This is a genomic window from Corallococcus sp. AB045, assembly GCF_003668895.1.
Lineage (GTDB): Bacteria > Myxococcota > Myxococcia > Myxococcales > Myxococcaceae > Corallococcus > Corallococcus coralloides.
Genome location: NZ_RAWN01000115.1, coordinates 1 through 22,622 on the forward strand (window position 1 = coordinate 1; position 22,622 = coordinate 22,622).

23 protein-coding genes are annotated in these 22,622 nt (G+C 70.9%); 13 read left to right on the forward strand and 10 right to left on the reverse strand.

Going from position 1 to position 22,622, the window contains the following annotated elements:
* Positions 1-212: 212 nt before the first annotated feature.
* Positions 213-530 (forward strand): DUF3817 domain-containing protein, encoded by a 318-nt coding sequence (locus tag D7Y21_RS25075; RefSeq protein ID WP_121716163.1) that lies wholly within the window; start codon positions 213-215, stop codon positions 528-530.
* Position 531: 1 nt separating this feature from the next.
* Here the strand turns inward: D7Y21_RS25075 and D7Y21_RS25080 are convergent, their stop codons facing one another.
* Positions 532-1,026, reverse strand: coding sequence for a hypothetical protein (locus D7Y21_RS25080; protein WP_147469368.1), 495 nt, complete (start codon positions 1,024-1,026; stop codon positions 532-534).
* Between the two features lie 107 nt (positions 1,027-1,133).
* Between D7Y21_RS25080 and D7Y21_RS25085 the strand changes: the two genes are divergently transcribed.
* On the forward strand, positions 1,134-1,943 hold the full coding sequence (locus D7Y21_RS25085; RefSeq protein ID WP_121716167.1) for a Uma2 family endonuclease: 810 nt from the start codon (positions 1,134-1,136) through the stop codon (positions 1,941-1,943).
* Here D7Y21_RS25085 and D7Y21_RS42310 read toward each other — a convergent pair.
* The 4 genes from D7Y21_RS42310 to rsfS all read right to left on the reverse strand — a co-directional run bounded on the left by D7Y21_RS42310 (position 1,930) and on the right by rsfS (position 4,926).
* Positions 1,930-2,631 (reverse strand): ComF family protein, encoded by a 702-nt coding sequence (locus D7Y21_RS42310; RefSeq protein WP_199724189.1) that lies wholly within the window; start codon positions 2,629-2,631, stop codon positions 1,930-1,932. The two genes, D7Y21_RS25085 and D7Y21_RS42310, sit on opposite strands and share 14 nt — an antisense overlap.
* Before the next feature lie 56 nt (positions 2,632-2,687).
* Entirely contained in the window at positions 2,688-3,833 is a 1,146-nt protein-coding gene (locus D7Y21_RS25100; RefSeq protein ID WP_120561909.1) for an RNA ligase RtcB family protein, read from the reverse strand.
* A gap of 78 nt (positions 3,834-3,911) precedes the next feature.
* Entirely contained in the window at positions 3,912-4,376 is a 465-nt protein-coding gene (locus D7Y21_RS25105; RefSeq protein WP_120622649.1) for a 23S rRNA (pseudouridine(1915)-N(3))-methyltransferase RlmH, read from the reverse strand.
* A 4-nt stretch (positions 4,377-4,380) separates the two neighbouring features.
* Positions 4,381-4,926 (reverse strand): ribosome silencing factor, encoded by a 546-nt coding sequence (gene rsfS / locus D7Y21_RS25110; protein WP_199735487.1) that lies wholly within the window; start codon positions 4,924-4,926, stop codon positions 4,381-4,383.
* A 61-nt stretch (positions 4,927-4,987) separates the two neighbouring features.
* On the opposite strand from rsfS, the gene D7Y21_RS25120 reads away from it, so the two are divergent.
* Complete coding sequence (locus tag D7Y21_RS25120) at positions 4,988-5,302, forward strand: tetratricopeptide repeat protein (RefSeq protein ID WP_121716169.1); 315 nt, start codon at positions 4,988-4,990, stop codon at positions 5,300-5,302.
* Between the two features lie 12 nt (positions 5,303-5,314).
* Here D7Y21_RS25120 and D7Y21_RS25125 read toward each other — a convergent pair whose 3' ends face one another.
* On the reverse strand, positions 5,315-6,331 hold the full coding sequence (locus D7Y21_RS25125) for a hypothetical protein (protein ID WP_199724222.1): 1,017 nt from the start codon (positions 6,329-6,331) through the stop codon (positions 5,315-5,317).
* A 173-nt stretch (positions 6,332-6,504) separates the two neighbouring features.
* On the opposite strand from D7Y21_RS25125, the gene D7Y21_RS25130 reads away from it, so the two are divergent.
* Entirely contained in the window at positions 6,505-7,047 is a 543-nt protein-coding gene (locus D7Y21_RS25130) for a hypothetical protein (protein WP_199735488.1), read from the forward strand.
* Positions 7,048-7,063: 16 nt separating this feature from the next.
* Here D7Y21_RS25130 and D7Y21_RS25135 read toward each other — a convergent pair whose 3' ends face one another.
* A complete protein-coding gene (locus D7Y21_RS25135) occupies positions 7,064-8,110 on the reverse strand; it encodes a TetR family transcriptional regulator (protein WP_121716171.1) in 1,047 nt (348 codons plus the stop codon).
* A 211-nt stretch (positions 8,111-8,321) separates the two neighbouring features.
* Complete coding sequence (locus tag D7Y21_RS25140) at positions 8,322-9,731, reverse strand: sigma-54 dependent transcriptional regulator (RefSeq protein ID WP_120561904.1); 1,410 nt, start codon at positions 9,729-9,731, stop codon at positions 8,322-8,324.
* 154 nt (positions 9,732-9,885) lie between these two features.
* Between D7Y21_RS25140 and D7Y21_RS25145 the strand changes: the two genes are divergently transcribed.
* The 3 genes from D7Y21_RS25145 to D7Y21_RS25155 all read left to right on the forward strand — a co-directional run bounded on the left by D7Y21_RS25145 (position 9,886) and on the right by D7Y21_RS25155 (position 13,457).
* A complete protein-coding gene (locus D7Y21_RS25145; RefSeq protein WP_120561903.1) occupies positions 9,886-10,467 on the forward strand; it encodes an NUDIX hydrolase in 582 nt (193 codons plus the stop codon).
* Between the two features lie 327 nt (positions 10,468-10,794).
* On the forward strand, positions 10,795-11,499 hold the full coding sequence (locus D7Y21_RS25150) for a TenA family transcriptional regulator (RefSeq protein ID WP_233612273.1): 705 nt from the start codon (positions 10,795-10,797) through the stop codon (positions 11,497-11,499).
* Positions 11,500-11,603: 104 nt separating this feature from the next.
* Entirely contained in the window at positions 11,604-13,457 is a 1,854-nt protein-coding gene (locus tag D7Y21_RS25155) for a methyl-accepting chemotaxis protein (RefSeq protein WP_121716175.1), read from the forward strand.
* Here the strand turns inward: D7Y21_RS25155 and D7Y21_RS25160 are convergent.
* Positions 13,402-14,883, reverse strand: a complete 1,482-nt coding sequence (locus D7Y21_RS25160; RefSeq protein WP_121716177.1) for a HAMP domain-containing sensor histidine kinase — start codon at positions 14,881-14,883, stop codon at positions 13,402-13,404. The two genes, D7Y21_RS25155 and D7Y21_RS25160, sit on opposite strands and share 56 nt — an antisense overlap.
* A gap of 225 nt (positions 14,884-15,108) precedes the next feature.
* Here D7Y21_RS25160 and D7Y21_RS43510 point away from each other — a divergent pair, with 225 nt between their 5' ends.
* Together D7Y21_RS43510 and D7Y21_RS25170 are read left to right on the forward strand one after the other, a co-directional pair.
* Positions 15,109-16,827, forward strand: a complete 1,719-nt coding sequence (locus tag D7Y21_RS43510; RefSeq protein WP_121716179.1) for a hypothetical protein — start codon at positions 15,109-15,111, stop codon at positions 16,825-16,827.
* A 144-nt stretch (positions 16,828-16,971) separates the two neighbouring features.
* Positions 16,972-17,616: a hypothetical protein gene (locus D7Y21_RS25170; protein ID WP_147469369.1), complete on the forward strand. Its 645-nt coding sequence runs from the start codon at positions 16,972-16,974 to the stop codon at positions 17,614-17,616.
* An 11-nt stretch (positions 17,617-17,627) separates the two neighbouring features.
* Here D7Y21_RS25170 and radA read toward each other — a convergent pair whose 3' ends face one another.
* On the reverse strand, positions 17,628-18,989 hold the full coding sequence (gene radA / locus D7Y21_RS25175) for a DNA repair protein RadA (RefSeq protein WP_120561897.1): 1,362 nt from the start codon (positions 18,987-18,989) through the stop codon (positions 17,628-17,630).
* Between the two features lie 180 nt (positions 18,990-19,169).
* Between radA and D7Y21_RS25180 the strand changes: the two genes are divergently transcribed.
* The 4 genes from D7Y21_RS25180 (at position 19,170) to bioD (ending at position 22,515) form a co-directional block, all read left to right on the forward strand.
* Positions 19,170-19,439, forward strand: a complete 270-nt coding sequence (locus D7Y21_RS25180) for a GlsB/YeaQ/YmgE family stress response membrane protein (RefSeq protein ID WP_120561896.1) — start codon at positions 19,170-19,172, stop codon at positions 19,437-19,439.
* Positions 19,440-19,626: 187 nt separating this feature from the next.
* A complete protein-coding gene (gene bioB / locus D7Y21_RS25185; RefSeq protein ID WP_121716184.1) occupies positions 19,627-20,652 on the forward strand; it encodes a biotin synthase BioB in 1,026 nt (341 codons plus the stop codon).
* Positions 20,649-21,830 carry an 8-amino-7-oxononanoate synthase gene (gene bioF, locus D7Y21_RS25190; protein ID WP_121716186.1) on the forward strand — a complete coding sequence of 394 codons (1,182 nt, stop codon included), beginning with the start codon at positions 20,649-20,651 and terminating at the stop codon, positions 21,828-21,830. The genes bioB and bioF overlap by 4 nt, the downstream gene beginning before the upstream one ends.
* Positions 21,820-22,515 (forward strand): dethiobiotin synthase, encoded by a 696-nt coding sequence (gene bioD, locus D7Y21_RS25195; RefSeq protein ID WP_121716188.1) that lies wholly within the window; start codon positions 21,820-21,822, stop codon positions 22,513-22,515. Before bioF ends, bioD begins: the two co-directional genes overlap by 11 nt.
* Positions 22,516-22,622 lie beyond the last annotated feature (107 nt).

Below are 22,622 nucleotides of genomic sequence, written 5' to 3' on the forward strand. Positions count from 1 at the left end.
CAGGGGGATAACAGCCTCCGGGGGTGGACGGGTGGAGGAAGGCGCTTGGCGTGATGCGTCCGACATCCGGGATGCCCTGACGTCAGGCGGGCCCTGGAGCGGGCAGGCACTCCGGCCGGTATCACCGGGGCTCACCGCGCTGACGACGGGAGGCGATACTGCTCTGGCCGCGCGGCTTGACGGTGCGAGAGGGGCGGAGGAGAGAGGACGTCATGCTGAAGACCGCCCTGGGCCGTTTCCGCGCCGTTGCCTTCTGGGAAGGCCTGTCCTTCCTGGTGCTGCTGCTCATCGCCATGCCGCTGAAGTACGCGCTGAACATGCCCCTGGGCGTGCGCGTGGTGGGCATGGCGCACGGCCTGCTGTTCGTGGCGTACCTCTACACGCTGATGATGGCGGCCATCGAATACCGCTGGGGCGTGAAGCGGATCGCCGTGGCCTTCCTGGCCTCGCTCGTGCCGGGCGGGACGTTCTGGCTGGACATGCAGTTGCGCGGTGAGGCGCTCGCGCTGGAGACGGCGAAGACGCGCTGATTCACCACCTGCCGACAATGACCGGCAGCACGACTATCAGCATTGCCCAGAGGAACGGAGGCGTGTTGAGCACGATGCCGATGATGGCGGGCACGACGACCCGGGGACTGAGACGGCCCTTTTCCCGGATGAGCGCCGCGACGCCACAGGCCAGGCCCAGCGTGACGCCGACCAGGAGGATGATCAGCCACAGTTCGGACGTGGTCCTACGGTCCGCCAGGTAGATGCCTCCCGCGGTGAGGAAGGCGAGCAACCAACTGAACTGGGCCAGGTATTCGCCCAGGGTGGAGCGGTTGCTGGGAATGATGGCGCCTGTCGCCAGCAGGTGTTTCCGGCACGCCCGGCAATGCGCGGGCTCACTGTCCGGCGCGATGCACGACCGGCACATGAAGGCACCGCAGCGCGAGCACGCCTCCATCGCGACCCTGGAGTGCAGGGCACAGCGCGGCTGCGCGTTCGGCTCGTTGCCAGGAATGGGGGCCGGTGTGGATGTCATTCGCCGCGAAGCATAGACGGCGGTCCGGGAATTCCTTGGCGCGTTGCTTGCTCAGGGCTCGCGCGGGGCAATTGACCCGAGGGTCTGCCCGACGCAGGCTGAGGGTCATGGGACGTCATACCGACAAGGTTGGAGACGCCTTTCCCCGGGCGCCTTCGCAGGAAGAGTGGGATGGGATGGGGCAGGAGGAGCGGGACCGGGTGGTGGCAACACTGCCGGGTGAGGTGACGTACGAAGAGATGGCGATGCCCGAGGGGGACGACCATCAGGAGCCCAAGCTGCTCGCACGCGAGGCGCTCCGGGGCTACTTCAAGCGCCGTGGACGCAAGGCTTACGTAGGCTCGGAATTGCCTGTGTATTACCCGGCGGAGCGACGGTTCGCGCCGGACCTGTTGGTCGTGCTGGATGTGGAGAACCACCGACGGAAGAAGTGGTTGGTCAGTCACGAGGGGCACGGGCTCGACTGGGTGATGGAGATCCACGCCGGGGGTGACCGGAAGAAGGATGCCGAATACAACGTGAGCCGGTATGCCCGTCTGGGAATCCCCGAGTATTTCATCTTCGATGGGGGAAGGCTCACGCTGGAGGGCTACCGGCTGGCAACGCCGGATGCGCGCGTCTACACGCGCATGGAGTCCCGGAACGGTCGCTTCACCTCGGAGGTGCTGGGCCTCGACCTCCAGGTCGAAGGCGAGGACGTGCGTTTCTGGGCAGGCAACGCGCCGTTGCTGGTCTCCGAGGAGTTCATCGAACGTCTGGAAGATCAGACGATGATTCTGCAGCGGCGTGCGCAGGAGGAATCCCGGCGCGCGGATGAAGAATCCCGGCGCGCGGACGAAGAAGCCCGGCGCGCGAATGAGGCCGAACGCCGTTCCAAGGAACTCGAAGCCGAACTCGCCCGGCTCAGGCGAGGGTGAACGCCCTCGCCAATGTCAGCACCTCCACGCGCGTGGCCCCCGCTTCCCGCAGAGCTATCGCGGCGGCCCGCGCTGTGGACCCGGTGGTGAACACGTCGTCCAGGAGCAACACCTCCTGCCCCTTCACCGCCCGCGACGCCACGAACGCTCCGGCCACGTTGCCCGCGCGCTCAGCTTCACTCAGCCCCACCTGCCGGCGCGTCTCCCGCGTGCGCTTCAGCCAATCCACCGGCGCCGTCCGCCCCGTGGCCTTCGCCAGCTCCCCCGCGAGCAGGTGCGCCTGGTCGTACTGCCGCTTCCGGAAGCGCCGCACGTGCAGCGGCAACGCCACCACGCACCCGGGCGCGGTCCTCAGGAACCGCCGCGCCTCGTCCGCGAGCAGCGCCCCCAGCGGCGCCGCGAGGTCTGGGTGGTCCTCGTACTTGAACCGGTGGATGGCCCGCGCCACCGGCCCCTCGTGCGCGAAGGGCGCCCAGGCCCGGCTGAACGGCGGCGGCACCGCCCGGCACCGGAGACAGGTGTTCCCCGGGAACGCACCGGGCTCCGCGCACGTCCGGCAACACACCGGCGGCAGCCGCTCCAGCGCCGTGTCACATGTCTCGCAGAACACCGCGCCCACGCCCGGCAGCACCTTCGCGCAGGCCAGACACATGGGCGGATAAACCAGGTCCAACAGGGCCTTCCACATCACCGGGCCTCACAGGGGCAGTTCCTCCCGCGCCCCTCGTGCGAGCCCCGTGCCGCTCACTCCGCCGTGCGGCCTCGCGTCTTGTACGTGAGCACCGGTGCCAGCGTTGCCACCACCCTCACCAGCCCCGCCTCCACCAGGTCCGTCACCACGCGGTCGATGGCCTTGTACGCAGGCGGTGCCTCCTCGAAGAGCAGGTCCCGGTCCTCGCACACCACGTGGCTCTTGAAGGACGTGCGCGTCAGTGACTCCGCCGTGAAGCGCTCCTTCAGCCGCTCCCGCGCCGCCGTGCGCGTCCACTTGCGTCCCGCGCCGTGCGCCAGGCTGTACGCGCTCTGCTCGCCCGTGCCCACCGGCAACACCAGATAGCTCAGTGCTCCGCGGCTGCCGGGAATCACCACCGGCCCTTCGTCCCAGGGCGCCGCGCCCTTGCGATGCAACCACCCCACGCGTCCGCCCTCATGCCGCGCGGTCACGCTGTTGTGGCACACGTCCAACACCCGCCGCCCCGTCGCCCCAATCCCATCCAACGTCCGCTGCGCCACCAGCGCCCGGTTCGCCTTCGCCCACAGCACCGCGCCGTCATGCCGCTTGAGGTATGCGCGCGCCTCATCCGAGTCCGCCGCCAGTCCGCCCGCCGCGTGCCGGTCCACGTGCGTGCGCAGGATGGCCTCCCCCAACCCCCGCGACCCCGAGTGCACGAGCAACAGCAACCGCTCCTCCCGCAGGCCCAGCGCCTCGAAGACGCGCGTGTCGTGCACCTCCTCCACCCGCTGCACCTCCGCGAAGTGGTTGCCGCCGCCCACCGTTCCCAGCGCCGACTCGAAGCCCGCGCCGCTCGCGCCGTGCTCCGCGAGCACCGCCTCCGTGTCCCCCACCCACGGCCCTTCCAGATTCAACTTCGCCGCCCACCGCTCCGCCTTCGCCTTGCGCGTCAGCAGATCCACGTCCCACAACCCCATGCCACAGCCGATGTCGCTGCCCACGAGATAGGGATAGAGAAAGCCCTCGGATTCGAAGGCCGCGCCCACCGGAGCGCCCTTGCCGGGATGCAGGTCTGGCAAGCCCACCGCGAGTCTCATCCCGGGCAGGCGCGACACGGCCTCCAGTTGGCGGACGGCCTCGCCCTCCACCCAGGACTGGGGCGAGGCGATGATGCGCACGGTCGCGGCCGTGGAGGTTTCAGAAGAGGGCGTGTTCATGATGGCCGCTCCGACGCGGTCCCTTCACGCGCCCTGACGCCCAGGTCCCCAGCGCTTCGGGGAGGCCTGCCCGGCCGCCTACTTGTGGTAGGGCTCGCCCTTCAGGATGGTGAACGCGCGGTAGAGCTGCTCGATGAGCACCACCCGCGCCAGCCGGTGGGGCAGCGTCATCCGCGACAGCGACATCACCTGATGCGCCGCGCCGCGCACCGAGTCGTCCAGGCCCTCGTCCCCGCCGATGACGAAGAGCAGGTCCTTCGAGCCCGTCTGCGCCTTGGCGACGTAGCGGCTGAGCTCCACGGAATCCAGCAGGGTGCCGCGCTCGTCCAGCGCCACGATCCAGTCCTGCGGCTTGCGCTTGCCGAGGATGGCGGCGGCCTCCGCGGACTTCGCCTCGCCGGGCTTGAGCTTGCGGCCCGACGCTTCGTTCAGCTCCAGCAGCTCGAAGCGCGTGTAGTGCTCGAGCCGCCGCGCGTACTCCTGCACGGCGGGCTCGAACAACCCGGAGCGGTCCTTGCCGATGGAGAGGAGGCGGACCTTCACGGCCTTAAGACAGCTTCACCCGGGGCGCGTCCGCCCACAGCCCGTCCAGGTCGTAGAAGGCGCGCACCTCGCCGTTGAACAGGTGGGCCACGACGTCGTCGTAGTCCAGCAGCACCCACTGGCCCGTCTCCAGGCCTTCCGTGCTGATGGGGCGCAGGGGCTGCGCCTCCTGCTTGAGCTGCACCTGGACGTTCTCCGCCATGGCGCTCACCTGACGGTCGCTCTCGCCGGAGGCGATGACGATGTAGTCCGCGTAGGACGTCATCCCGCGCATGTCGAGGATGACGACGTCCGTGGCCTTCTTGTCCAGCAGCAGGTCGCCGATGCGGCGCGCCAGCTCACGCGCCTTCGCGTTCTCAGCCGGCTTGGGCAACGGCGGCGGGGGGGCGGGCTTCGGCGCCTTCTTGCGCGCGGCGGCGGTCTTCTTGCGCGGCGGCGGACGCACGCCCGGCTTCGCCTTCTTGGCGGCCGTCTTCTTGCGGGCCGGAGCCCGGGTCGCGCTCTTCGCCTTCGCCTTCTTGGATGCAGGGGTCTTCTTCTTCGTGGCCATGTGGCGGATACCCTAGCGCACCCTTGGCAAGCTTCCAGCGCTCCTCTAATGGGTTCCGTCCATGAGCGACGCCCGCCTGGAGCAGTTCAAGAAGATGACGGCCCAGTTCCCCGACGCCCCCATGGCCTGGTTCTCCCTGGGGAAGCTCCACCTGGAACGCAAGGAATACGACAGCGCCATCCAGACCCTGGAGACCGCCGTCCGCCTGGACCCGAAGTACGCCGCCGCCCTCGTCTCCCTGGGGGATGCCTACGCGGGGGCCGGCCAGACCGCCAAGGCGAAGCAGGTGCTCACCACCGCCCGGGACCACGCGCTCGCCCAGCAGCACCCCAGCCTGGCCGAGGAAATCGACGAGCGCATCGCCGACCTGGACTGATGGATTTCGCTCCTAGTCCTGGTCCCGCCAGGTGAAGCCCACGCCGAACACCTGGCGTGTGTAGCGCAGGTCGTTGCGCGGCAGGCGCGTGCTCCAGAGGCCCCAGGACAGCTCCAGGTCCACGCGGGCGGAGACGGGCCGGGCCAGCTTGAGGGACAGCGAGTTCTGCCCCTCGTCTTCCTCCACCAGGATGATCTCCGGCGACAGGAAGATGCCGTCCGGGTAGCGCGCCAGGCCCAGCGTCCCCTGCGCCAGCAGCGTCACCCGCCACGGCAGCCGCACCCCGGCGCTGCCGACGAGCCGGTGGCGCATGGCCGTCTCCCCGAAGCTGTTGGAGCTGACCTCCTGGAAGGCATAGGAAAGCGACAGCTTCACCGGCCCCCGGTACGTGTAGCCCGCGCCCGCCACCAGCGCGCCGTCCTGCCGCCGCACGGGGGACGTGCTGACGCCCGGGAAGGGCCGGGCGAAGGGGCCGTAGCGGCGCGAACCCCATTCGCCGAACACGCTCAGTGTGTGGCGCGGGCTCAGCCGGTAGCGGCCGAGGACGCCCACCTCCGGGCCGCCGAAGTCGGCCGTGTGGTCCGGGCGGTACACGAAGCGGCGGGCACCCAGGCGCACGCGCAGGGCCAGGCGCACGTCCGGGGCGTACTCGGCGAAGAGGCTGGTGCCCAGGTCCGAGTACGCGCGGCTGCCACCCCGCCGGTCCTTGGCGTGGCCTTCCGCGCCCACGCCCCACTCGGTGCCCAGGGCGAGCGAGCCCTCCAGCGCGCCCGCCTGCACCAGCGTGTCCTCGTTGTCGTAGTCCAGGTACTTGCGCGCACCCAGCTCGTACCGGCCCACCACCTGGGCCCGCTCGCCGGTGCCCCGGCCTTCCGCCACGCCCAGCACGCCCAGCGCCAGGTCCGCGCCGGGGCCGGGCGTGGCGCCGTCGGAGAAGTCGCGCGGGGCGTTGCTGTCCACGAGCAGCCGGCCGGTGCCCCGGAGCGAGCCCTGCCACTCGGCCGCGCGCGCACCTCCGCCCCAGGGCATGCAGAGGGCCAGGAGGAGCGGGAGGAGGCGACGGTCCAAGACGCGCGCACCATACTCCGGCCCGCTGGCATCCCCACGCTCGCAAGTGCCCCGTGCGGCCACGTCGTCCCCGGGACACCCGGGTGTGCCCGCGGTCGGTGACGCCGCACCCGGACGCCCGGTACATTGGGGCCATGTCTTACGCGTCCTTCCTCGCGGCGGTGGCCGGCCTGGGGCTCGTCGCCTGTTCCCCGGCGTCCTTCACCACGGAGATCCAGGGCGAGGCGACGGTGCCCGCGAACCCCTCCGGCACCTCCACGCTCCTCAATGCCTTCCCCTCCATCAGCAGCTTCTCCGCGCTGGACTTCAACGAGAACCAGGACTTCAAGAACCGCGACGTCACCAAGGACGAGGTGACGCGCGTGCAGGTGAAGTCGATGAAACTCAAGGTCCTGAGCCCGAACGACCAGGACTTCGGCTTCCTGGATTCGATGGAGGCCGTGGCCCGCGCGGGCAACTCCGAGTCGCGCTTCGCGGGGCGCGACGGCATCGCGGGCCTGGGCCTGGGCCCGCCCAACCCCACGGTGGGGTTGAACACGGACGGCAGCGTGGACCTGAGGCCCTACGTGGCCGCGCCCAGCATGGCCATCATCCTGCGCGGCACGGGGCGCCTGCCGGAGCGCGAGGTGCGCGTGCAGGCCACGGTGGTGTTGGAGGTGGAGGGCGGCCTGCTGTAGCGGCCCCCCCGTTGCTTCAGGGCGCCAGCGTCTTCGCGCGGCGCTCCAGCGTGCCCGCGCGTCCGTCCAGCTCGCTCGCCAGGGACTCCAGCCGCGCGGCTTCCTGCTCCAGCGAGGAGAGGTCCTCCATGCCGCCCGCGGCCAGCGCCTGGGCGCGCACCGGGTCCACCTGGGGCCGCCGGTCGCTGGCGGTGACGCCGGAGCCTGTCCCGCCCGAGGCCGGATCGGCTCCGACCCCCGGACCCTTGGTCGGGTCGCCCGCGTAGTTCGGCGTCTCCGCCAGCGCGTCGCCCGGGATGACCTCCGGCAGCCGGCCGCCCCGCTGGGTGGGGGCCACCTGCAGGCCCTGGTTGCCCATCGCACGCAGGCGCAGGCGGCGGTCCTGGTCGTCGAACATGGACTCCTCGCCCAGGAAGTCGTTCATGCGGCGGTCCAGGTCGCGCTCCTCGCGCACCTCGGTGATGCGCGCCTTCAGGGCCTGGAGCCGCTGGCGCACCTTGTCCTGGGTGTCGCGCAGCGCGTCCGCCTGCGCGAGCAGGTCCTCCGGATCATCCCCGCGCGCCGCGCCATCCAGCGCCGGCACCTGGGAGGCGGGCAGCGCCGCGCGCACGGCCTCGCGTTCGCCGCGCACGGACCGCATCTGCTCCACCAGCCGCGCGCGCTGCGTCCGGTCCGTCGTCGCGTCCCACGCCGCGCGCAGCCGCGTCAGCTCCTGGGACAGCGCGCCGTGCAGCGCCAGGTGCGCGCGCTCCACCTCGCCGTCCGCGCCGGACACCGACTGCGCCAGCCCCGTGAGCTCCCCGCTCAGCTCCTGCGAACGGCGCAGCGCGGACTCCAGCTCGCCGCCCGCAGTGAGCTTCCCCTGGCGCTGGGCCTTGAGGGCTTCGATGCGCGCGGCCAGTCCGTTGAGCTCGTCGCGCAGCCCCTGCTGCCGGGTGCGCAGGGTGCGTGCCTCCGTGCGCGCCGACTGGGCCTGCGCGCGCGCCTGCTCCAGTCCAGACGTCGCCCCGGCGGGAGCGGCCACGAACAGGCTCAGGAGGAGGGGGAGGGCACGCAACATCATCGGGGGACACAGTCAGCAAGGCGGATGCCAGTCCCTTCCTCCTACCCCGTTCCCAGGCCCGACGGAAAGCGCCCTGGTTCCGGGCACCTGCACGGGCAGGGTGGGACGGGGTGGGTGCGCCGGACGATGGAAAGTCATGGGACCGGGGCGCGGGTGACGGATTTCCGAGGCCCCCCGGGCGCGGGCACCTCTCCTTTGCCTCCGGAGCCGCCTACGGAGCCTCCTCGGGGCGTTCGCCGCGCGGCAGGAAGCCGTACTTCTCCAGCTTGTAGTAGAGCGCGGAGGTCTTGATGCCCAGCAGTCGGGCGGTCTCCGTCTTCACGCCGCCGGCCTTCTCGTAGGCGCGGGCGATGAGCTGGCGCTCCAGGTCCTCCAGGATTTCCGGCAGGGGACGGTCGCCCTGGGGCACGGGCAGCCCCGCGTCCATGCGCGGCGTCTGGCCGGCCAGGTGCGAGGGCAGGTCCTGCGGAGTGAGCGTGTCGCCCTCGGCGAAGACGAGCGCCTGCTCCATCACGTTCTCCAGCTCGCGCACGTTGCCGGGCCACGCGTGGCGGGTGAGCGCGTGCAGCGTCGTGTCGTCGATGCCGGTGATACGCCGGTTGACCCTTGGCGCGTGCTTGGCGACGAAGTGGCGGGCGAGCGCGGGCAGGTCCTCGGGGCGCTCGCGCAGGGGCGGCAGGGTGAGCGGGACGATGTGCAGCCGGTAGTAGAGGTCCTCGCGGAAGCGGCCCGCCTTCACCTCCGCCTGGAGGTCGCGGTGCGTGGCGCTCACCACGCGCACGTCCACCTTGAGCGTCTCCTCTCCGCCCACGCGCTGCAGCTCCTTCTCCTGGAGCACGCGCAAGAGCTTCGTCTGCACGGAGGCGGGAATCTCTCCAATCTCGTCCAGGAAGAGGGTGCCGCCGTCGGCCAGCTCGAAGCGGCCCAGCTTGCGCTTCACCGCGCCCGTGAAGGCGCCGCGCTCGTGGCCGAACAGCTCGCTCTCCAGCAGCGTCTCCGCCAGGGCCGCGCAGTGCACCACGACGAAGGGGCCGTCCTTGCGCGGGGAGCGCTGGTGGAGCATCCGGGCGACCAGCTCCTTGCCGGTGCCGCTCTCGCCGCGCACCAGCACGGTGGCGTCGCTCGCGGCCACCTTGCGCACCTGGGCGAGCAGCTTCTGCATGGGCTCGCTGTCGCCCACCAGGTCGCGGTGGGTGAGGGCGGCGTCGGCGTCGTGCGCATCCGTGCGGGCGGTGAGGCGCTCCACCTGGCGGCGCGTGGCGGACAGCTCCAGGCCCTTGTCCACCTTGGCGCGCAGCACCTCCGGGGGGAAGGGCTTGGTGATGAAGTCGTAGGCGCCCTCCTGCATGGCCTGCACGGCGGTCTCGATGGTGCCGAACGCCGTCACCACCATGACGACGGCGCCAGGGTCCGCCTGCTTGAGCGCGCGCGTCACGGCGATGCCGTCCATGCCGTCCATCTTCAGGTCCGTGACGACCAGGTCGAAGGGGCCCTTCTTGTACGCGGCGAGCCCGTCCGCCCCGCTCCGCACCGCGGACACGGTGTGGCCGGAGCGGGTGAGGGTGACGGTCATGCCCTCGCGGAGGGTGTCGTGGTCGTCGATGACGAGGATGCGGGCCATGCGCCTGCTCGGGAAGGAAGGGTGGGGTGCCACCGGTGGGTGGGCGGCGGAATGCACACGCCAGGCCACCCTACACCGGACCTGCCGGGGTGCAGGTGGGGCCTGCCGTGAAAGGGCTGGCGTCCCGGGCCCAAGCGGGTGTCTATCCCGGCGCATGGCTCCCGTCTCCGCTTCCCCGGCTGTCCTCGCAGAACTGCTCGCGCGCCACGTCCCCACGGACGACAAGGAGCGCGAGGACCTTTCGCGCATGCGCCACCTGGCCACGTCGCTGAACGAGCCCTTCTCCCGCTCGCAGGTGGAGGCGCACTTCACCGGCAGCGCGGTGGTGGTGGATGCGGCGGGCGGACGGGTGGCGATGCTGCACCACGCGAAGCTCAAGCGCTGGCTGCAGCCGGGGGGCCACGCGGAGGCCGGAGACGGAGGCGACATGGAGGCCACCGCGCTGCGCGAGGCCCGTGAGGAGACCGGCTGCCGCGTGCACCTGCATCCCACCGCGCCGCGCCCGCTGGACGTGGACGTGCACGTCATCCCCGCGCGCAAGGACGAGCCGGAGCACTGTCACCTGGATGTGCGCTATCTCGTGGTGGCGGAGGACCCCGAGTCGCTCGCGCATGATCCGGCGGAGTCGTTCGGCATCCAGTGGCTGGGCTGGGACGAAGCGCTGACGCGCGCGGATGAAGCGCCGCTGCGCCGCATGCTGCTCAAGGCCCGCACGCTTGTTCATCCTGGGTCTTGACCGACGTTGACCCAGGCAATGTCAATTGGATGAACGTCCAGAACCGGAAATCCTGAATCCCGGCAGTGGAGTTCGCGGAGTTTGAGACAGAACCAGGCTGGAGACCCGTTTCATTTTCCAGGGGGCCTGGATGAAACACAGACATCCCGTCACGCTGATGAGGCTCAGGGTGGAGGGGGGCGGCCATGACGGCTTGTCGTCCACCCGGGAGCAGGAGCACGTCTCATGTCGTCTCCGGCCGGAGTGTCCCATGGCGCCGCCGTGGAGGGATTTCCTGTTTCGTCCTTGATCCAGGGGGACGTCTCAAAGCGGTATCAGCCCGCCGCCTTGAAACGCACGCCTCATCCTCTCTGGATGGAGACGATGCTGGGGGCGCTCAAGCCCGCGTGGGACGCGGCGTGCATGCCCACGCTGTTCCGGGAGACGGCGGAGGGACGGCATCCGCCCCTGCGCGCGTGGCAGCGGCTCCTGGAGCGCTGCTTCCCCATCGTCGAGAACTTCCCCAAGTACATGGGGCTGTCGCTGGCGAAGACGACCTACGGCGTGCGCCCGGGCGACGCGAGCATCCGCCGCTGGCTCTTGCAGAACCTGGGCGTGGAGGCCCGTCACGCCGAGTGGTGGATCGACTGGATGCAGGCTTTGGGAGTGGACGCCCCCAGGGCCTTCGAGACACCGCTGACGCCGGAGGTCCGGGCGCTCCACCAGCACCTGCTGGCCACCTGCCTCGGCGGGTCGCTGGCGGAGGGCATCGCCGCGTCCAACTGGGCCATCGAGGGAGTGACAGGCGTCTGGACGCGCGCCGTGGTGGAGCCCTTCACCGCGTATGCCCGGGACGGCGTGCGCATGGACGCCCACGCGCTGCGCTGGCTGCGGGCGCACGCCCGTTATGACGACGCGCATCCGGACGAGGCGCTGGAGATCCTCAAGCTGACCACGGACGTAACATCGGACGAGCCGGTGCGCGTGGAGCTCGCCGCGCACCGGTCCCTGATGTTGCTGGCGCGCGTGTTCGAGTCCTGCCGCGAGGCGTGAGCCCCCCGAGCGGGCTGAAGCATCCGTTTCATTGGCGGTGATGACACAGGTCGCGATGCACGCCGGTCCGGCCTTCCGCTGGACCGGACGGGGGGCGTACGCACATGAATGAAACTCAAGACATCCGGGAGCTGGCCTGGCGTGGGATGTGGTTGTTCCTGCGGTGGGTGCTGCCGCCCTCCATCGTCTGCGCCTACCTCATCGCGATGGCGGTGGGGCTGTCGAGCCAGGAGGGATTGCTCGTCACGGCCACCGTGCTGCCGTTCATCGTGCTGGTGTTCGGGCTGCTGCATCCCTATGTGACGCTGCGGTGGCTGGCGGGCCAGGCCTTGCGGCGTCGCCCCGGGGATGGACCGGGAGACCGGCTGCGGCGCGTCCTGGAGCTGCCCTGGCGCTCCATGGTCTTCACCACCTGCGCGGCGTGGACGCTGGGCGGCTTCTTCTTCAGCCTCCCGGTGTGTCTGTGGTTCGGCAAGGACTGGTTCCGGCTGGGGCTGGGCACGCTCATCGCGTTCTGCTTCGGCGTGGTGGTGGCGTTCCCCATCGCGCTGGGGCTGGAGCGGCTGGCGCTGCCGTGGGCGCTGCGCGAACAGGACGCGCATCCGGAGACGGCGCCCGCGGGCTCGGGCCTCTTCTGGCCCCGGCAGTCGTGGTTCCTGCCGCTCACGTTCCTGTCCACCATCTTCGCCACGGTGGTGCTGAGCGCGTGCGTGGTGGGGGTGAAGCTGCTGGGGGTGCGCACCCAGCTGAAGGAGGTGCTGCTGGCGGACGGGGCGTTGCGGGCCGCGTCGCGGCTGGATGATGTGGGCAGCTCGCTGTTCGCGGACCTGGGCTTCGCGCTGCCCTGGGTGGGCGCGCTGGTGTTCGTGCTGCCGGCCTGCACCACGTGGATGCTGGCGAGGCGGCAGGCGACGAGCGCGGGCGCGGTGCATGGCGCCATCTCCGGCCTGGCGTCCGGGCGGATCCGCTCGCCGCGCTGGGTGTCCACGGACGAGATGGGCGACCTGGCGTCGGGGATGAATGGGGCGCTGTCCCGGCTGCGGAGGTTTCCCCGGCTGCTTCAGACCTCCGCGCAGCGGCTGGGCGAGGCCGGAACGGAGCTGCGCGTGTCGAACGACGAGCAGCAGCAGGGCCTCACCCGGCAGGCGGCGGCGCTGCACGAGGCGCAGGTGACGTCGGAAGAGCTGCGGCGGGCGTCGCGCATCGCCTCGGACTCCGCGGAGGAGGTCCTGCGCGTGGCCCGCCGTGCGGAGGCGATGGGCCAGCAGGGCGAGACCGCGGTGGTCCTGAGCCTGGAGGGGCTGGCGGCCATCCGCGGCGCGGTGTCCGGCATCCAGCAGCGGCTGTCCCGCCTGGAGGAGAGCACGGTCCAGATTGGGGAAATCACCGGCGCGGTGAAGGAACTGGCGGACCAGTCCCACCTGCTCGCCGTCAACGCGGCCATCGAGGCGGCGCGCTCGGGCGAGGCGGGGAAGGGCTTCGCGGTGGTGGCGAAGGAGATCCGCGGGCTGTCGGACCAGTCCGTCCAGGCCACCCGGCGCATCCGCAACATCCTCGCGGAGATCAGCCAGGGCATCCGCGACGCGGCGTCCATGAGCGAGCAGGGCGGCCGTCAGGTGGCCGCGGGGTTGGACCAGATGCGCGCCTCCGGCGAGTCCCTGCGCGCGCTGTCGCACAGCTCGCAGGAGAGCTCCGATGCGGCGCGGAAGATCGCCAACGCGGTGACGCAGCAGAACGCCGCCTTCGCGCAGATCGCCACCGCCATCGCGGACCTGTCGCAGCTGATGGACGGCACCCTGCGCCGGCTGTCCTCCACGCAGGAGGCCACGCGGACGTTGCAGGTCGTCTCCGGAGAGGTGGGGCAGATGGCGCTGCAGTTCGACGTCCAGGAGGCGGAGTCCGTCAGTACGCCGGTGCCGCCACAGCTCCGGGGGCGGGACAGGGCAGCGACAGCGTGAAGACGGTCTCTCCCGGGCTGGAGCGCAGGGAGAGCTCGCCGCCGTGGGCCCGGACGATTTTGCGCGCGAGCGGCAGGCCCAGCCCGGTGCCCTGTTCGCGGGTGGTGAAGAAGGGCTCGAAGATGCGCTCGCGCTCGGCTTCGGGCACGCCCGGGCCCGAGTCCTGGACGTCGATGGCATAGCGCCCGTCGCGCACCTCGCCGCGGATCCGCACCTGGCTTCCGGCGGGCGCGGCCTGCACGGCGTTCTTCACCAGGTTCACGAGCGCGGCGGTCAGCAGGCTGCCATCCGCCTCCAGGTGCGCGGGCGCGGCGGCCACGTCCAGGGCCACGCCCTTGTTGTGCGCCTCCGCGGAGAGCAGCTCGCACGCGTTGGAGACGAGGTCGGGCGCTTCCATGGGCGCACGCGCCAGCGGCTGTTCGCGGGCGAAGGCGAGGAAGTCCTCGACGATGCGCTGGAGGTAGGCGACCTCGCGCTGGATGCGGTCCACGTGGCTGTTCGCGTCCGCGTGGGCGCCCGCGCGCAGGTCCTCCTGCAACAGGCCGGAGAAGAGCGCGATGCCGCCCAGCGGGTTGCGCACCTCATGGGCCACGCCCGCGAGCATGAGCTTGAGCTGCCGGTCCCGGCTCTCCAGCGCGCCGCGCATGACCTCCAGCTCGCGCGCGAGCACGCCGATTTCGCGGGTGGGCTCCGGCGGCACGGGTGTGGCCAGGTCCCCCCGGCCGATTCGCAGCGCGGAGTCCATCAGCCGCCGCAGCGGACGGGCCAGTCCCTGGGCGGTGATGACGGCGATGATGGCGAGCGCGACGAGCGCCACGGCGCTGGCCATGACGAAGGTGCGCCACAGCCGCCGCAGCGGTCCGAAGAAGGCCGCGCTGCCCTCCACGCCGATGGCGCCCACCACCTGTCCGTCCTGGACCACGGGGGCATAGCCCGTCTTGTAGAGCAGCCCGTCGGAGCCGGTGAAGAGCACCTGACTGGCGGCGCGCCTGCCAGCGAGGACGCGCGTCAGCTCCAGCCGGTCGCGCGCGAGGTCCGGCAGCTCGATGCCCACGGGCAGGTTGCCGCCCGCGTCCGCGCGCACGCGACCCCGCGCGTCCACGGCGTAGACCCGGCGCACGCCGCTCGCGGTGCGCACGCCATCCAGCAGGCGCACGAGGGCGCGCCAGGTGCGGGTGCCGGACACGTCGTCGCCGGGCTCGATGGTGAGCATGCGCTCGCCGCTGACCTGGCTGGCGGTGGCGGCGGCGAGCGCGGACAGGCTCGCGCCCAGCTCGTCCTCCAGGCTCGCGCGGGCCAGCGCGTACACGGAAGCGCCCGCGAGTGACAAGAAGAGCAGGGTGGGCAGGAGGAACGCCAGCAAGAGCCGCGCGGACAGCGAGCCCAGCGCGTCCCGCAGACGGGAGGAAGGGGGTCGATGCGTCATCGGGGCGGTGCTCCTGGCACCCCCGCATCAAACGGCATGCCCCCGTCCGTGGCCAGTCCTTGTTCCGCGTTCCGGAAAGCAGCGGGGAATCCCCCAGAGGAGGGATGGCGTGGGCCGCTGGGGATGTCTTGGATGGGACACGCGTGAATGTCCCGTGCGTCAGGAAGTGGCTCCCGAAACACGTCAGACACGACTGGTAGATGTGAGTGATTGAGGGGGCGCGTCATGCTGACAGGATGGCTGGGACGATTCAGCGCGGGGCTGGTGCTGGTCCTGTCGCTCACGGCCTGCGGGACGCCGGGCTCCCGGACCCTGCCGGTGGGGATGCACGGCTACGAGCGCTATCACAGTGCATCCCCGGCTTCGTTCAAGCGGGATGGCGCCTGGGGCGGCGCGGGTCCGAGCGGCACCGTTGGAGGAGAGGAGTTGGGCCGCTACCTCGCGTTCATCCGCGAGAAGCGAGCCGCCTTGAAGCAGCCCGCCGTGATGGAGACGGAGCGTCAGGTGGGCCATGCCGCGCTCAACGACCTGATGCTCTGGGCGTCCGCGCGGACGGAGGAGGAGCTCGCGCGGGACGAGCCGCTGGAGGTGTACCTGCGGCTGAAGGCGAAGCACGCCCGGGCCCTGCTCGAGGACGGCAAGCGGTCCGCGCGGGCGGAGGCGAAGCTGGAGGAGTTCTATCGCTGGGCGGATGCGCGCCGTCAGGTCCTGGCGGACGCGCACTTCCGCCGGCTCGGGAGCGATGGGCTGCTCACCGAGAGCGCGCTCTACGAAGAGACGCAGCTGGCGCTGGTGGATGCGGTGCTGGACTGGGCGTCCACGCACACGGAGGATCCGGACTTCCCGCGCAAGAGCCCCAGTGAGGTGGCGCTCTACCTGCTGGCACGCGACAGCCTCCTTGCGTCCGCGGTGGAGGCGGGCCGCTTCGCGCCTCCGGTATGGGATCCGGCGCGAGAGCCTCCGGGCATTCCGCCGGAGGAGGTGGTGCTGGAGATCGCCCTGGGGCTGCTGCCCGTCACCGGAGAGGTGGCGGACGTGGGCGGCGTGGTGCTGGGGCAGAGCCTCCTGGGATACCCGCTGACGGACGGCGAGCGGCTGCTGTGCGCGGTGAGCGTGGCGCTGCCGGTGGTGTCGGGGCGCCTGCTGTCGGAAGGCGCGCAGGGGGCGGAGCGCGTCGCGCTGCTCACGGGGCGGAGCCTGCGTGAGGTGCAGGTGTTGCAGCGGGTGGTGCAGCACCTGTCGCCGCGGGAGGCCCAGGAGCTTCGCCAGGTGCTGCGCGCGGCGGGACGCGGCGAGTCCGTGTCCGCGGAGGACGTGGAGAAGCTGCGGGCCCTGGCGAAGCGGCTGGAAGTGCCGCTCGCGGAGGCGGGGCGTGTGTTGGCCCGGGGCAAGCGCGTGGCACTGGTGGGCTCACGGGCGACGGCGGAGGGCGCGCGGCTGGTGCCGGGCAGCGCGGAGCACCTGGCGCAGGCGTGGGTGGACTACCAGTTCCGTCACCCGGAGAAGTACCGGAGCTTCAGGTACGCCGTGGATCCGGAGTGGGAGCGGCTCTACCAGACGGTCATCAAGAACAAGGGCGCGGGCAGTGCGTTCGAACAGTCCGTGCTCCAGAGCGGGAAGCTGCCGAAGAACACGGACCTCTTGTTTCCGCCGCCCGGCAGCAAGGCCCAGGGCTTCGTCCCGGATTCCGTGACGGGACACAAAGGCGACCTGGTCTGGGGCAGCCCCTACGACTTCGTCGAGGTGAAGGGCCGCAAGGAGCTGGCGCTCACGGGCAATGTGGAAGCCATGCTGGACTATGTGAAGCGTTATGGTGGTTCCATTGAACTCTGGATCCGCTCCGCCAAACATCCCGAGGGCGCGACACGGCTCACGAGCCCACTGCGAAAAGAAATCGAAGAACTCAAGCAATTGGGCCGTGCCAACATCCGGTTCTTCCCTTGAGGGTGGTTGATGGCTCTGCGCTATTTGAAGACCCGGTTCTCACTGCCCCCAGGTGTGCCGCCGACGAACACCATTCGTGAGCTCATCAGCCGGTTCTTTTTGGGAGGCCGCTGGTTTCACCCCGTGCGCTACGGGGGCGTCGGCATGAGGGAACGGTTGGAGCCCGGCTCCTTCAATCCGGATGTCCCTACGGTCTTCTACGACGAGTCCAAACACTTCTTCATCGGTGCCAAGACGGATCGGGACTTCATCCATATCTCCCCGGAGCGCTTCGGGGAGTACCCCTTCGCCGGAGCATTCTCCTGGATGACGTCCATCGTGGAAGCCCGGAAGGCCCGCTGGCGCGACGCCCATCTGCGTCAGGTCGTCGAAATCATGCACCTGCTGGGCTCTCCCCTTGCCCAGTCCGGAATCGATGACGACTTCGACCGCAAGAACTGGCGTTTGGTCCCGCACGAGGATGGCTTCGGCTCCAGCCTCGAATTCAACGTGCGCGACTACAGCGAAGGCCTCTCCGGCCTCTACTGGCGCAACATCTTCGGCGCCCCCTTCGTGGACCTCTTCGGCCCGCGCCTGGACGCCATCCCCGCGTCCCAGCGCCAGTCACTCGACGGGGGGCTCGTCCTCGTCCAGCCCTATGAGCTCCCCACCCAGGCCATGACCCCGGAAGGCGACGCCGCGGAAGGCCAGCTCATCGCCACCCTGGGCCGCGACGCCTTCTTCGACCTGCCCACCCTCACGAAGCCCACGCGCGTGCCGGACGTGTCCTGGATGCTGCACAAGCACTGACGCCCCAGACGTCAGTCGAACATCGCCGCCAGCGCTTCGCTCAGGGTCTCCACGCCCACCACCTGGAGCTTCGTCTTCTCCACGCGCCGCGCGCTGCCCGCCGGCAGCACCACCCGCTGGAAGCCCATCTTCGCGGCCTCCGCGAGCCTCGGCTCCACCTGGCCCACCGCGCGCACCTCGCCCGCGAGCCCCACCTCTCCCAGCACCAGCGTCTTCGCGTCCAACGGACGGTTCTGCAGGCTGCTCACCAGCGCCGCGCACACCGCCAGGTCGCACGCCGGTTCGCTCAACTGCATGCCGCCCGCCACGTTGACGAACAGGTCGCAGCCCACCAGGGGAATCTCCTCCTTCTTCTCCAGCACCGCCGCCAGCAGCGCCACGCGGTTGCCGTCCACGCCAATCGCCGTGCGCCGCGCCGTGCCGTAGCCCGTGGGCGCCACCAGCGCCTGCACCTCCACCAACAGCGGCCGCGTGCCGTTGAGCGTGCTCGTCACCACGCTGCCGGACTTGCCCTGCGGACGCTCGGAGAGGAACAGCGCGGAGGGGTCCGCCACCTCCATCAGCCCCGCGCCCTTCATCTCGAAGACGCCAATCTCGTTGGTGCTGCCGAAGCGGTTCTTGTGCGCGCGCAGGAGCCGGAACGGGTGGCCGCGCTCGCCCTCGAAGTAGAGGACCGTGTCCACCATGTGCTCCAGCACCCGGGGACCCGCGATGGAGCCTTCCTTCGTCACGTGGCCCACCAGGAACGTGGGCACTCCGCTGCGCTTGGCGAACGCCATCAGCCGGCCCGCCACCTCGCGCACCTGGGTGATGCTGCCCGGCGCGTTGCCCAGCTCCGGCAGGTACATGGTCTGGATGGAGTCCACCACCAGCGCCTGCGGCTTCAGCGCCTCCGCCGCCTGGAGCACCCGGTCCGCGTCCGTCTCCGCGAACAGGTGGATGGCCTCACTCTCCACCCGCAGGCGCTCCGCGCGCATCTTCGTCTGCCGCAGGCTCTCTTCACCCGACACGTAGAGCACCGGCCCGTGCCGCGACAGCTTGTCCAGCGCCGCCAGCAGCAGCGTGGACTTGCCGATGCCCGGGTCGCCGCCCAACAGCACCAGCGAGCCGCCCACCACGCCGCCGCCCAGGACGCGGTCGAACTCCGTGATGCCCGTGCGCCGGCGCACCTCCGTCTCCGCCGTCACGTCCTGCAGCTTCACCGGCTTGGAGGCGCCCCCGGACGCGCCCCACGCCGGGCGCTTGTCGTCCACCTTCGCTTCGGTCTCCTCCAGGAGCGAGCTCCAGGCCCCGCAGTCCGGACACTTCCCGAGCCACTTCGCCGTCTGGTAGCCGCAGGCCTGACAGGTGTAGTGCGTCTTCGCCTTCGCCATGGGTTGGAGTGTCTACCCCAGACCCCTGACGTTTCCCCGCCTCATGCGCGCGCCATGCCAGGAGAGCAGGCAAGCGTCATGGCGTGGATCAGGTAGCGAGTTGCCCTACAGGGCGGGGCATCCCACTTTCTGGTCCACGGGCGACGCGAAACAGCGCGCCCCCCACACAGGGAGAGTGCCATGGGGATTATCGCGTTTCTGGTGATTGGTCTGGTCGCGGGTCTCATCGCTCGGGCCATCATGCCGGGCAACCAGTCGATGGGGCTCATCGCCACCACGCTGCTGGGCATCGCCGGCTCGTTCGTGGGCGGCTTCGTCGGGTCGCTGTTCTCCCGTGACGGCCGGGTCTTCGACCTGCATCCCACGGGCCTGCTGTTCTCCGTCCTGGGCGCACTGGTCGTGCTGTTCCTCGTGGGGCTCGCCGGCCGCGGCCGTCGCGTCCACGTCTAGTTCGCAGGCTCCTCGACCGATGAGGCGGGAGACAGGCAGGGACGTCCGTGTCACGCACGGACGTCCCTTCTGTTTTGCGGGCTTCCCAGAGGGGAAGGGGGGCTCGTCAACCCACTTGCCCAAGAGCGTTGACAATGGCCCCCGGGCCACGCACCGTCGGCCTCCTGACGCCTCCCCAGGAGCCCGCATGTCCGACACCGCCGAGTCCTTCCACGGCCACGCCCACCACGCCGCCCCTGTCCCGGAAGGGGTGACGGTGCGGCACGACTGGTCGCTCGCGGAGGTGAAGGCGCTGTACCAGTTGCCGCTCCTGGACCTGATGCACAAGTCGCAGACGGTGCACCGGCAGGTGTTCGTGGAGAACAAGGTGCAGCTCTGCTCGCTGCTCTCCATCAAGACGGGCGGGTGTCCGGAGGACTGCGCGTACTGCCCGCAGGCGGCGCGCTACAAGACGGGCGTCAAGGCGGAGAAGCTGATGGCGGTGCCGGACGTGCTGGCCGCCGCGTCGCAGGCCCGCCAGGCCGGGGCCACCCGCTTCTGCATGGGCGCCGCGTGGCGCGAGGTGAAGGACGGCCCGCAGTTCGACAGCGTGCTGGAGATGGTGAAGGGCGTGCGGGCCCTGGGCATGGAGGCGTGCGCCACGCTGGGCATGCTCTCCGACAGCCAGGCGAAGCGCCTTCGCGAGGCGGGCCTGTCCGCGTACAACCACAACCTGGACACGTCCCCGGAACACTACGGCGACATCATCTCCACCCGCACCTATGACGACCGGCTGAAGACGCTCGACCGGGTGCGCGACGCGGGCATCTCCGTGTGCTGCGGCGGCATCATCGGCATGGGCGAGTCCGTGGAAGACCGCTGCAACCTGCTGCGCACGCTGGCCAACCAGGAGGTGCACCCGGAGTCGGTGCCCATCAACGCGCTCGTGCCCGTGGAGGGCACGCCGCTCGCGGAGCAGCACCGCGTGGAGACGGTGGCGATGGTGCGCACCATCGCCACCGCGCGCCTGCTCATGCCCCAGTCCATGGTGCGCCTTTCCGCGGGCCGCATGCAGATGAACGAGGAGGCGCAGCTGCTCTGCATGATGGCGGGCGCCAACTCGCTCTTCTTCGGGGAGAAGCTGCTCACCACCGGCAACCCCGAGTACACCCAGGACATGGCGCTCCTGGAGAAGGCGGGCATCCGCCCCCTGGAGCCCCGGCAGGACCGGTGAAGTCCGCCTCCCACGTCGCGGACGGCTGGGCGCGCGAGGACCTGGAGGCTCTGTCAGCGAAGGGCCTTCGCCGCGCGCTGGAGCCGCTCGACTCACCCCAGGGCGCGGAGGTGCGCGTGGGGGACGAGCGGCTGGTCAACTTCTCCTCCAATGACTACCTGGGGCTCGCGGCGTCGCCCGCCGTGCGCGCCGCCGCCGCGTCCGCGCTGGAGCGTTACGGCGTGGGCACGGGCGCCAGCCGCCTGGTGGTGGGGGACATGGTGCCGCACCAGCGGCTGGAGGCGCGGCTCGCCCGCTTCGAGCGCGCCCAGGCCGTGCGCCTCTTCAACTCCGGCTACGCGGCCAACACCGGCATCCTGCCCGCGCTGGTGGGCCCCGGCGACGCGGTGTTCTCCGACGCCCTCAACCACGCCTCGCTGGTGGACGGCTGCCGGCTGTCCCGCGCGCGCGTCGTCGTCTACCCGCACGCGGACGTGGCCGCGCTTACCCGCGCGCTCGCGGAGACGCCCGCGCGGCGCAAGCTGGTGGTCACCGACAGCGTGTTCTCCATGGATGGGGACGTGGCCCCGCTGCGGGAGCTTCTAGCCGCGTGCGAGGCCCACGGCGCCGCGCTGATGGTGGATGAGGCGCACGCCACCGGAGTCCTGGGCGCGCGCGGCGCGGGCCTGTGCGAGGCGCTGGGCGTGGAGGACCGGGTGGACCTGCGCATGGGCACGCTGAGCAAGGCGCTGGGCGGGCTGGGCGCGTACGTGGCCACCTCGCGCGCGGTGGCGGACCTGCTGGTCAGCCGCGCCCGGCCGTTCGTCTACTCCACCGCGCTGCCCGCCGCCCTGTGCGCCGCCGCCGAGTGCGCAGTGGACCTGGTGGAGCACGACCCCGCCCCTCGCGAGCGGCTGTGGGGCCACATCCACCGTTTCACTGACGGTCTGCGCGCGCTGGGACTGCCCGCTGAACCCCGGAGCGCCATCTTCCCGGTCATCCTGGGCGAGCCCTCGCGCGCGCTGGACGCGGCGAAGCGCCTTCGCGAGGCGGGCCTCTTGGTGAAGGCCATCCGCCCGCCCACCGTGCCGGACGGCACCAGCCGGCTCCGCTTCTGTCTCTCCGCGGCCCACACGACGGGCCACATCGACCTGGCGCTGGAGGCCCTGCGCCGGGTGGGAGTCTCCCGTGGCCCCTGAGGCACTCCAGTTCTTCGTCACCGGCACGGACACCGGCGTGGGCAAGACGCAGGTGTCGTGCGCGCTGCTGTCGCTCCTGAGGGACGCGGGCCATGAGCCCCAGGGCTTCAAGCCCTACGAGAGCGGCTGTGCGTCCCTCAAGGCCCCGGCGGACGCGCTCGCCATGCGCGAGGCCGCGGGCAGCACGCTGCCGGTGGAGGCCATCTGCCCGCACCGCTTCAAGGCGCCGCTGGCCCCGGGCATCGCGGCGTCGCGACTGGGAACGGAGCCGGACTTCCGCGTGACGCTCGCGGCGTGGAAGCGGCTGCAGGGCGGAGCCGTGGTGGTGGAGGGGGCCGGAGGGCTGTTCGTCCCGGTGGATTCCAAGCGCGACGTGGTGGACCTCATCCAGGCCTTCCGCCTGCCCGTGGTGCTGGTGGCGCGCGCGGGGCTGGGCACGCTCAACCATGTCGCGCTGTCGCTGGAGGCGCTGGCGGCTCGCAAGGTGTCCGTGCGAGCGGTGGTGCTGTCGCGCGGGGTGCCCGGACGTGACCTGGCGGAGCGGGACAACCGTCGCTACCTGGAGGCCCGCCATGGCGTGGAGGTCCTGGGGCCCGTGCCGTATGTGGAGGATGCAAGAAAGCGCCGGATGGCGTTCCGGCGCGCGCTGGCGCCGCTGGTGCCCGAACGCGCGCGGGCCCGATAAATCGGCCTCCGCCGCGTTCGGCGGAAAGGTGCGTGCTACAGGTCGCGCAAGTTTTCGCGTGGTGGTGGCCGTGATCTGGACGTCCCGTTTTTTCCGCGCGAGAAAGC

Bases quoted from the DNA above. Each gene is read 5' to 3' on its own strand.
- D7Y21_RS25170 (WP_147469369.1), top strand. From the start codon at position 16,972: ATGAGGGAACGGTTGGAGCCCGGCTCCTTCAATCCGGATGTCCCTACG.
- D7Y21_RS25125 (WP_199724222.1), bottom strand. From the start codon at position 6,331: ATGCCCTGGGGCGGAGGTGCGCGCGCGGCCGAGTGGCAGGGCTCGCTC.
- D7Y21_RS25100 (WP_120561909.1), bottom strand. From the start codon at position 3,833: ATGAACACGCCCTCTTCTGAAACCTCCACGGCCGCGACCGTGCGCATC.
- D7Y21_RS25135 (WP_121716171.1), bottom strand. From the start codon at position 8,110: ATGATGTTGCGTGCCCTCCCCCTCCTCCTGAGCCTGTTCGTGGCCGCT.
- D7Y21_RS25160 (WP_121716177.1), bottom strand. From the start codon at position 14,883: ATGACGCATCGACCCCCTTCCTCCCGTCTGCGGGACGCGCTGGGCTCG.
- D7Y21_RS25120 (WP_121716169.1), top strand. From the start codon at position 4,988: ATGAGCGACGCCCGCCTGGAGCAGTTCAAGAAGATGACGGCCCAGTTC.
- bioB (WP_121716184.1), top strand. From the start codon at position 19,627: ATGTCCGACACCGCCGAGTCCTTCCACGGCCACGCCCACCACGCCGCC.
- D7Y21_RS25130 (WP_199735488.1), top strand. From the start codon at position 6,505: ATGTCTTACGCGTCCTTCCTCGCGGCGGTGGCCGGCCTGGGGCTCGTC.
- rsfS (WP_199735487.1), bottom strand. From the start codon at position 4,926: ATGGCCACGAAGAAGAAGACCCCTGCATCCAAGAAGGCGAAGGCGAAG.
- D7Y21_RS25145 (WP_120561903.1), top strand. From the start codon at position 9,886: ATGGCTCCCGTCTCCGCTTCCCCGGCTGTCCTCGCAGAACTGCTCGCG.
- D7Y21_RS25155 (WP_121716175.1), top strand. From the start codon at position 11,604: ATGAATGAAACTCAAGACATCCGGGAGCTGGCCTGGCGTGGGATGTGG.
- radA (WP_120561897.1), bottom strand. From the start codon at position 18,989: ATGGCGAAGGCGAAGACGCACTACACCTGTCAGGCCTGCGGCTACCAG.
- D7Y21_RS25075 (WP_121716163.1), top strand. From the start codon at position 213: ATGCTGAAGACCGCCCTGGGCCGTTTCCGCGCCGTTGCCTTCTGGGAA.
- D7Y21_RS25080 (WP_147469368.1), bottom strand. From the start codon at position 1,026: ATGACATCCACACCGGCCCCCATTCCTGGCAACGAGCCGAACGCGCAG.
- D7Y21_RS25085 (WP_121716167.1), top strand. From the start codon at position 1,134: ATGGGACGTCATACCGACAAGGTTGGAGACGCCTTTCCCCGGGCGCCT.
- D7Y21_RS42310 (WP_199724189.1), bottom strand. From the start codon at position 2,631: ATGTGGAAGGCCCTGTTGGACCTGGTTTATCCGCCCATGTGTCTGGCC.
- D7Y21_RS25140 (WP_120561904.1), bottom strand. From the start codon at position 9,731: ATGGCCCGCATCCTCGTCATCGACGACCACGACACCCTCCGCGAGGGC.
- D7Y21_RS43510 (WP_121716179.1), top strand. From the start codon at position 15,109: ATGCTGACAGGATGGCTGGGACGATTCAGCGCGGGGCTGGTGCTGGTC.
- D7Y21_RS25180 (WP_120561896.1), top strand. From the start codon at position 19,170: ATGGGGATTATCGCGTTTCTGGTGATTGGTCTGGTCGCGGGTCTCATC.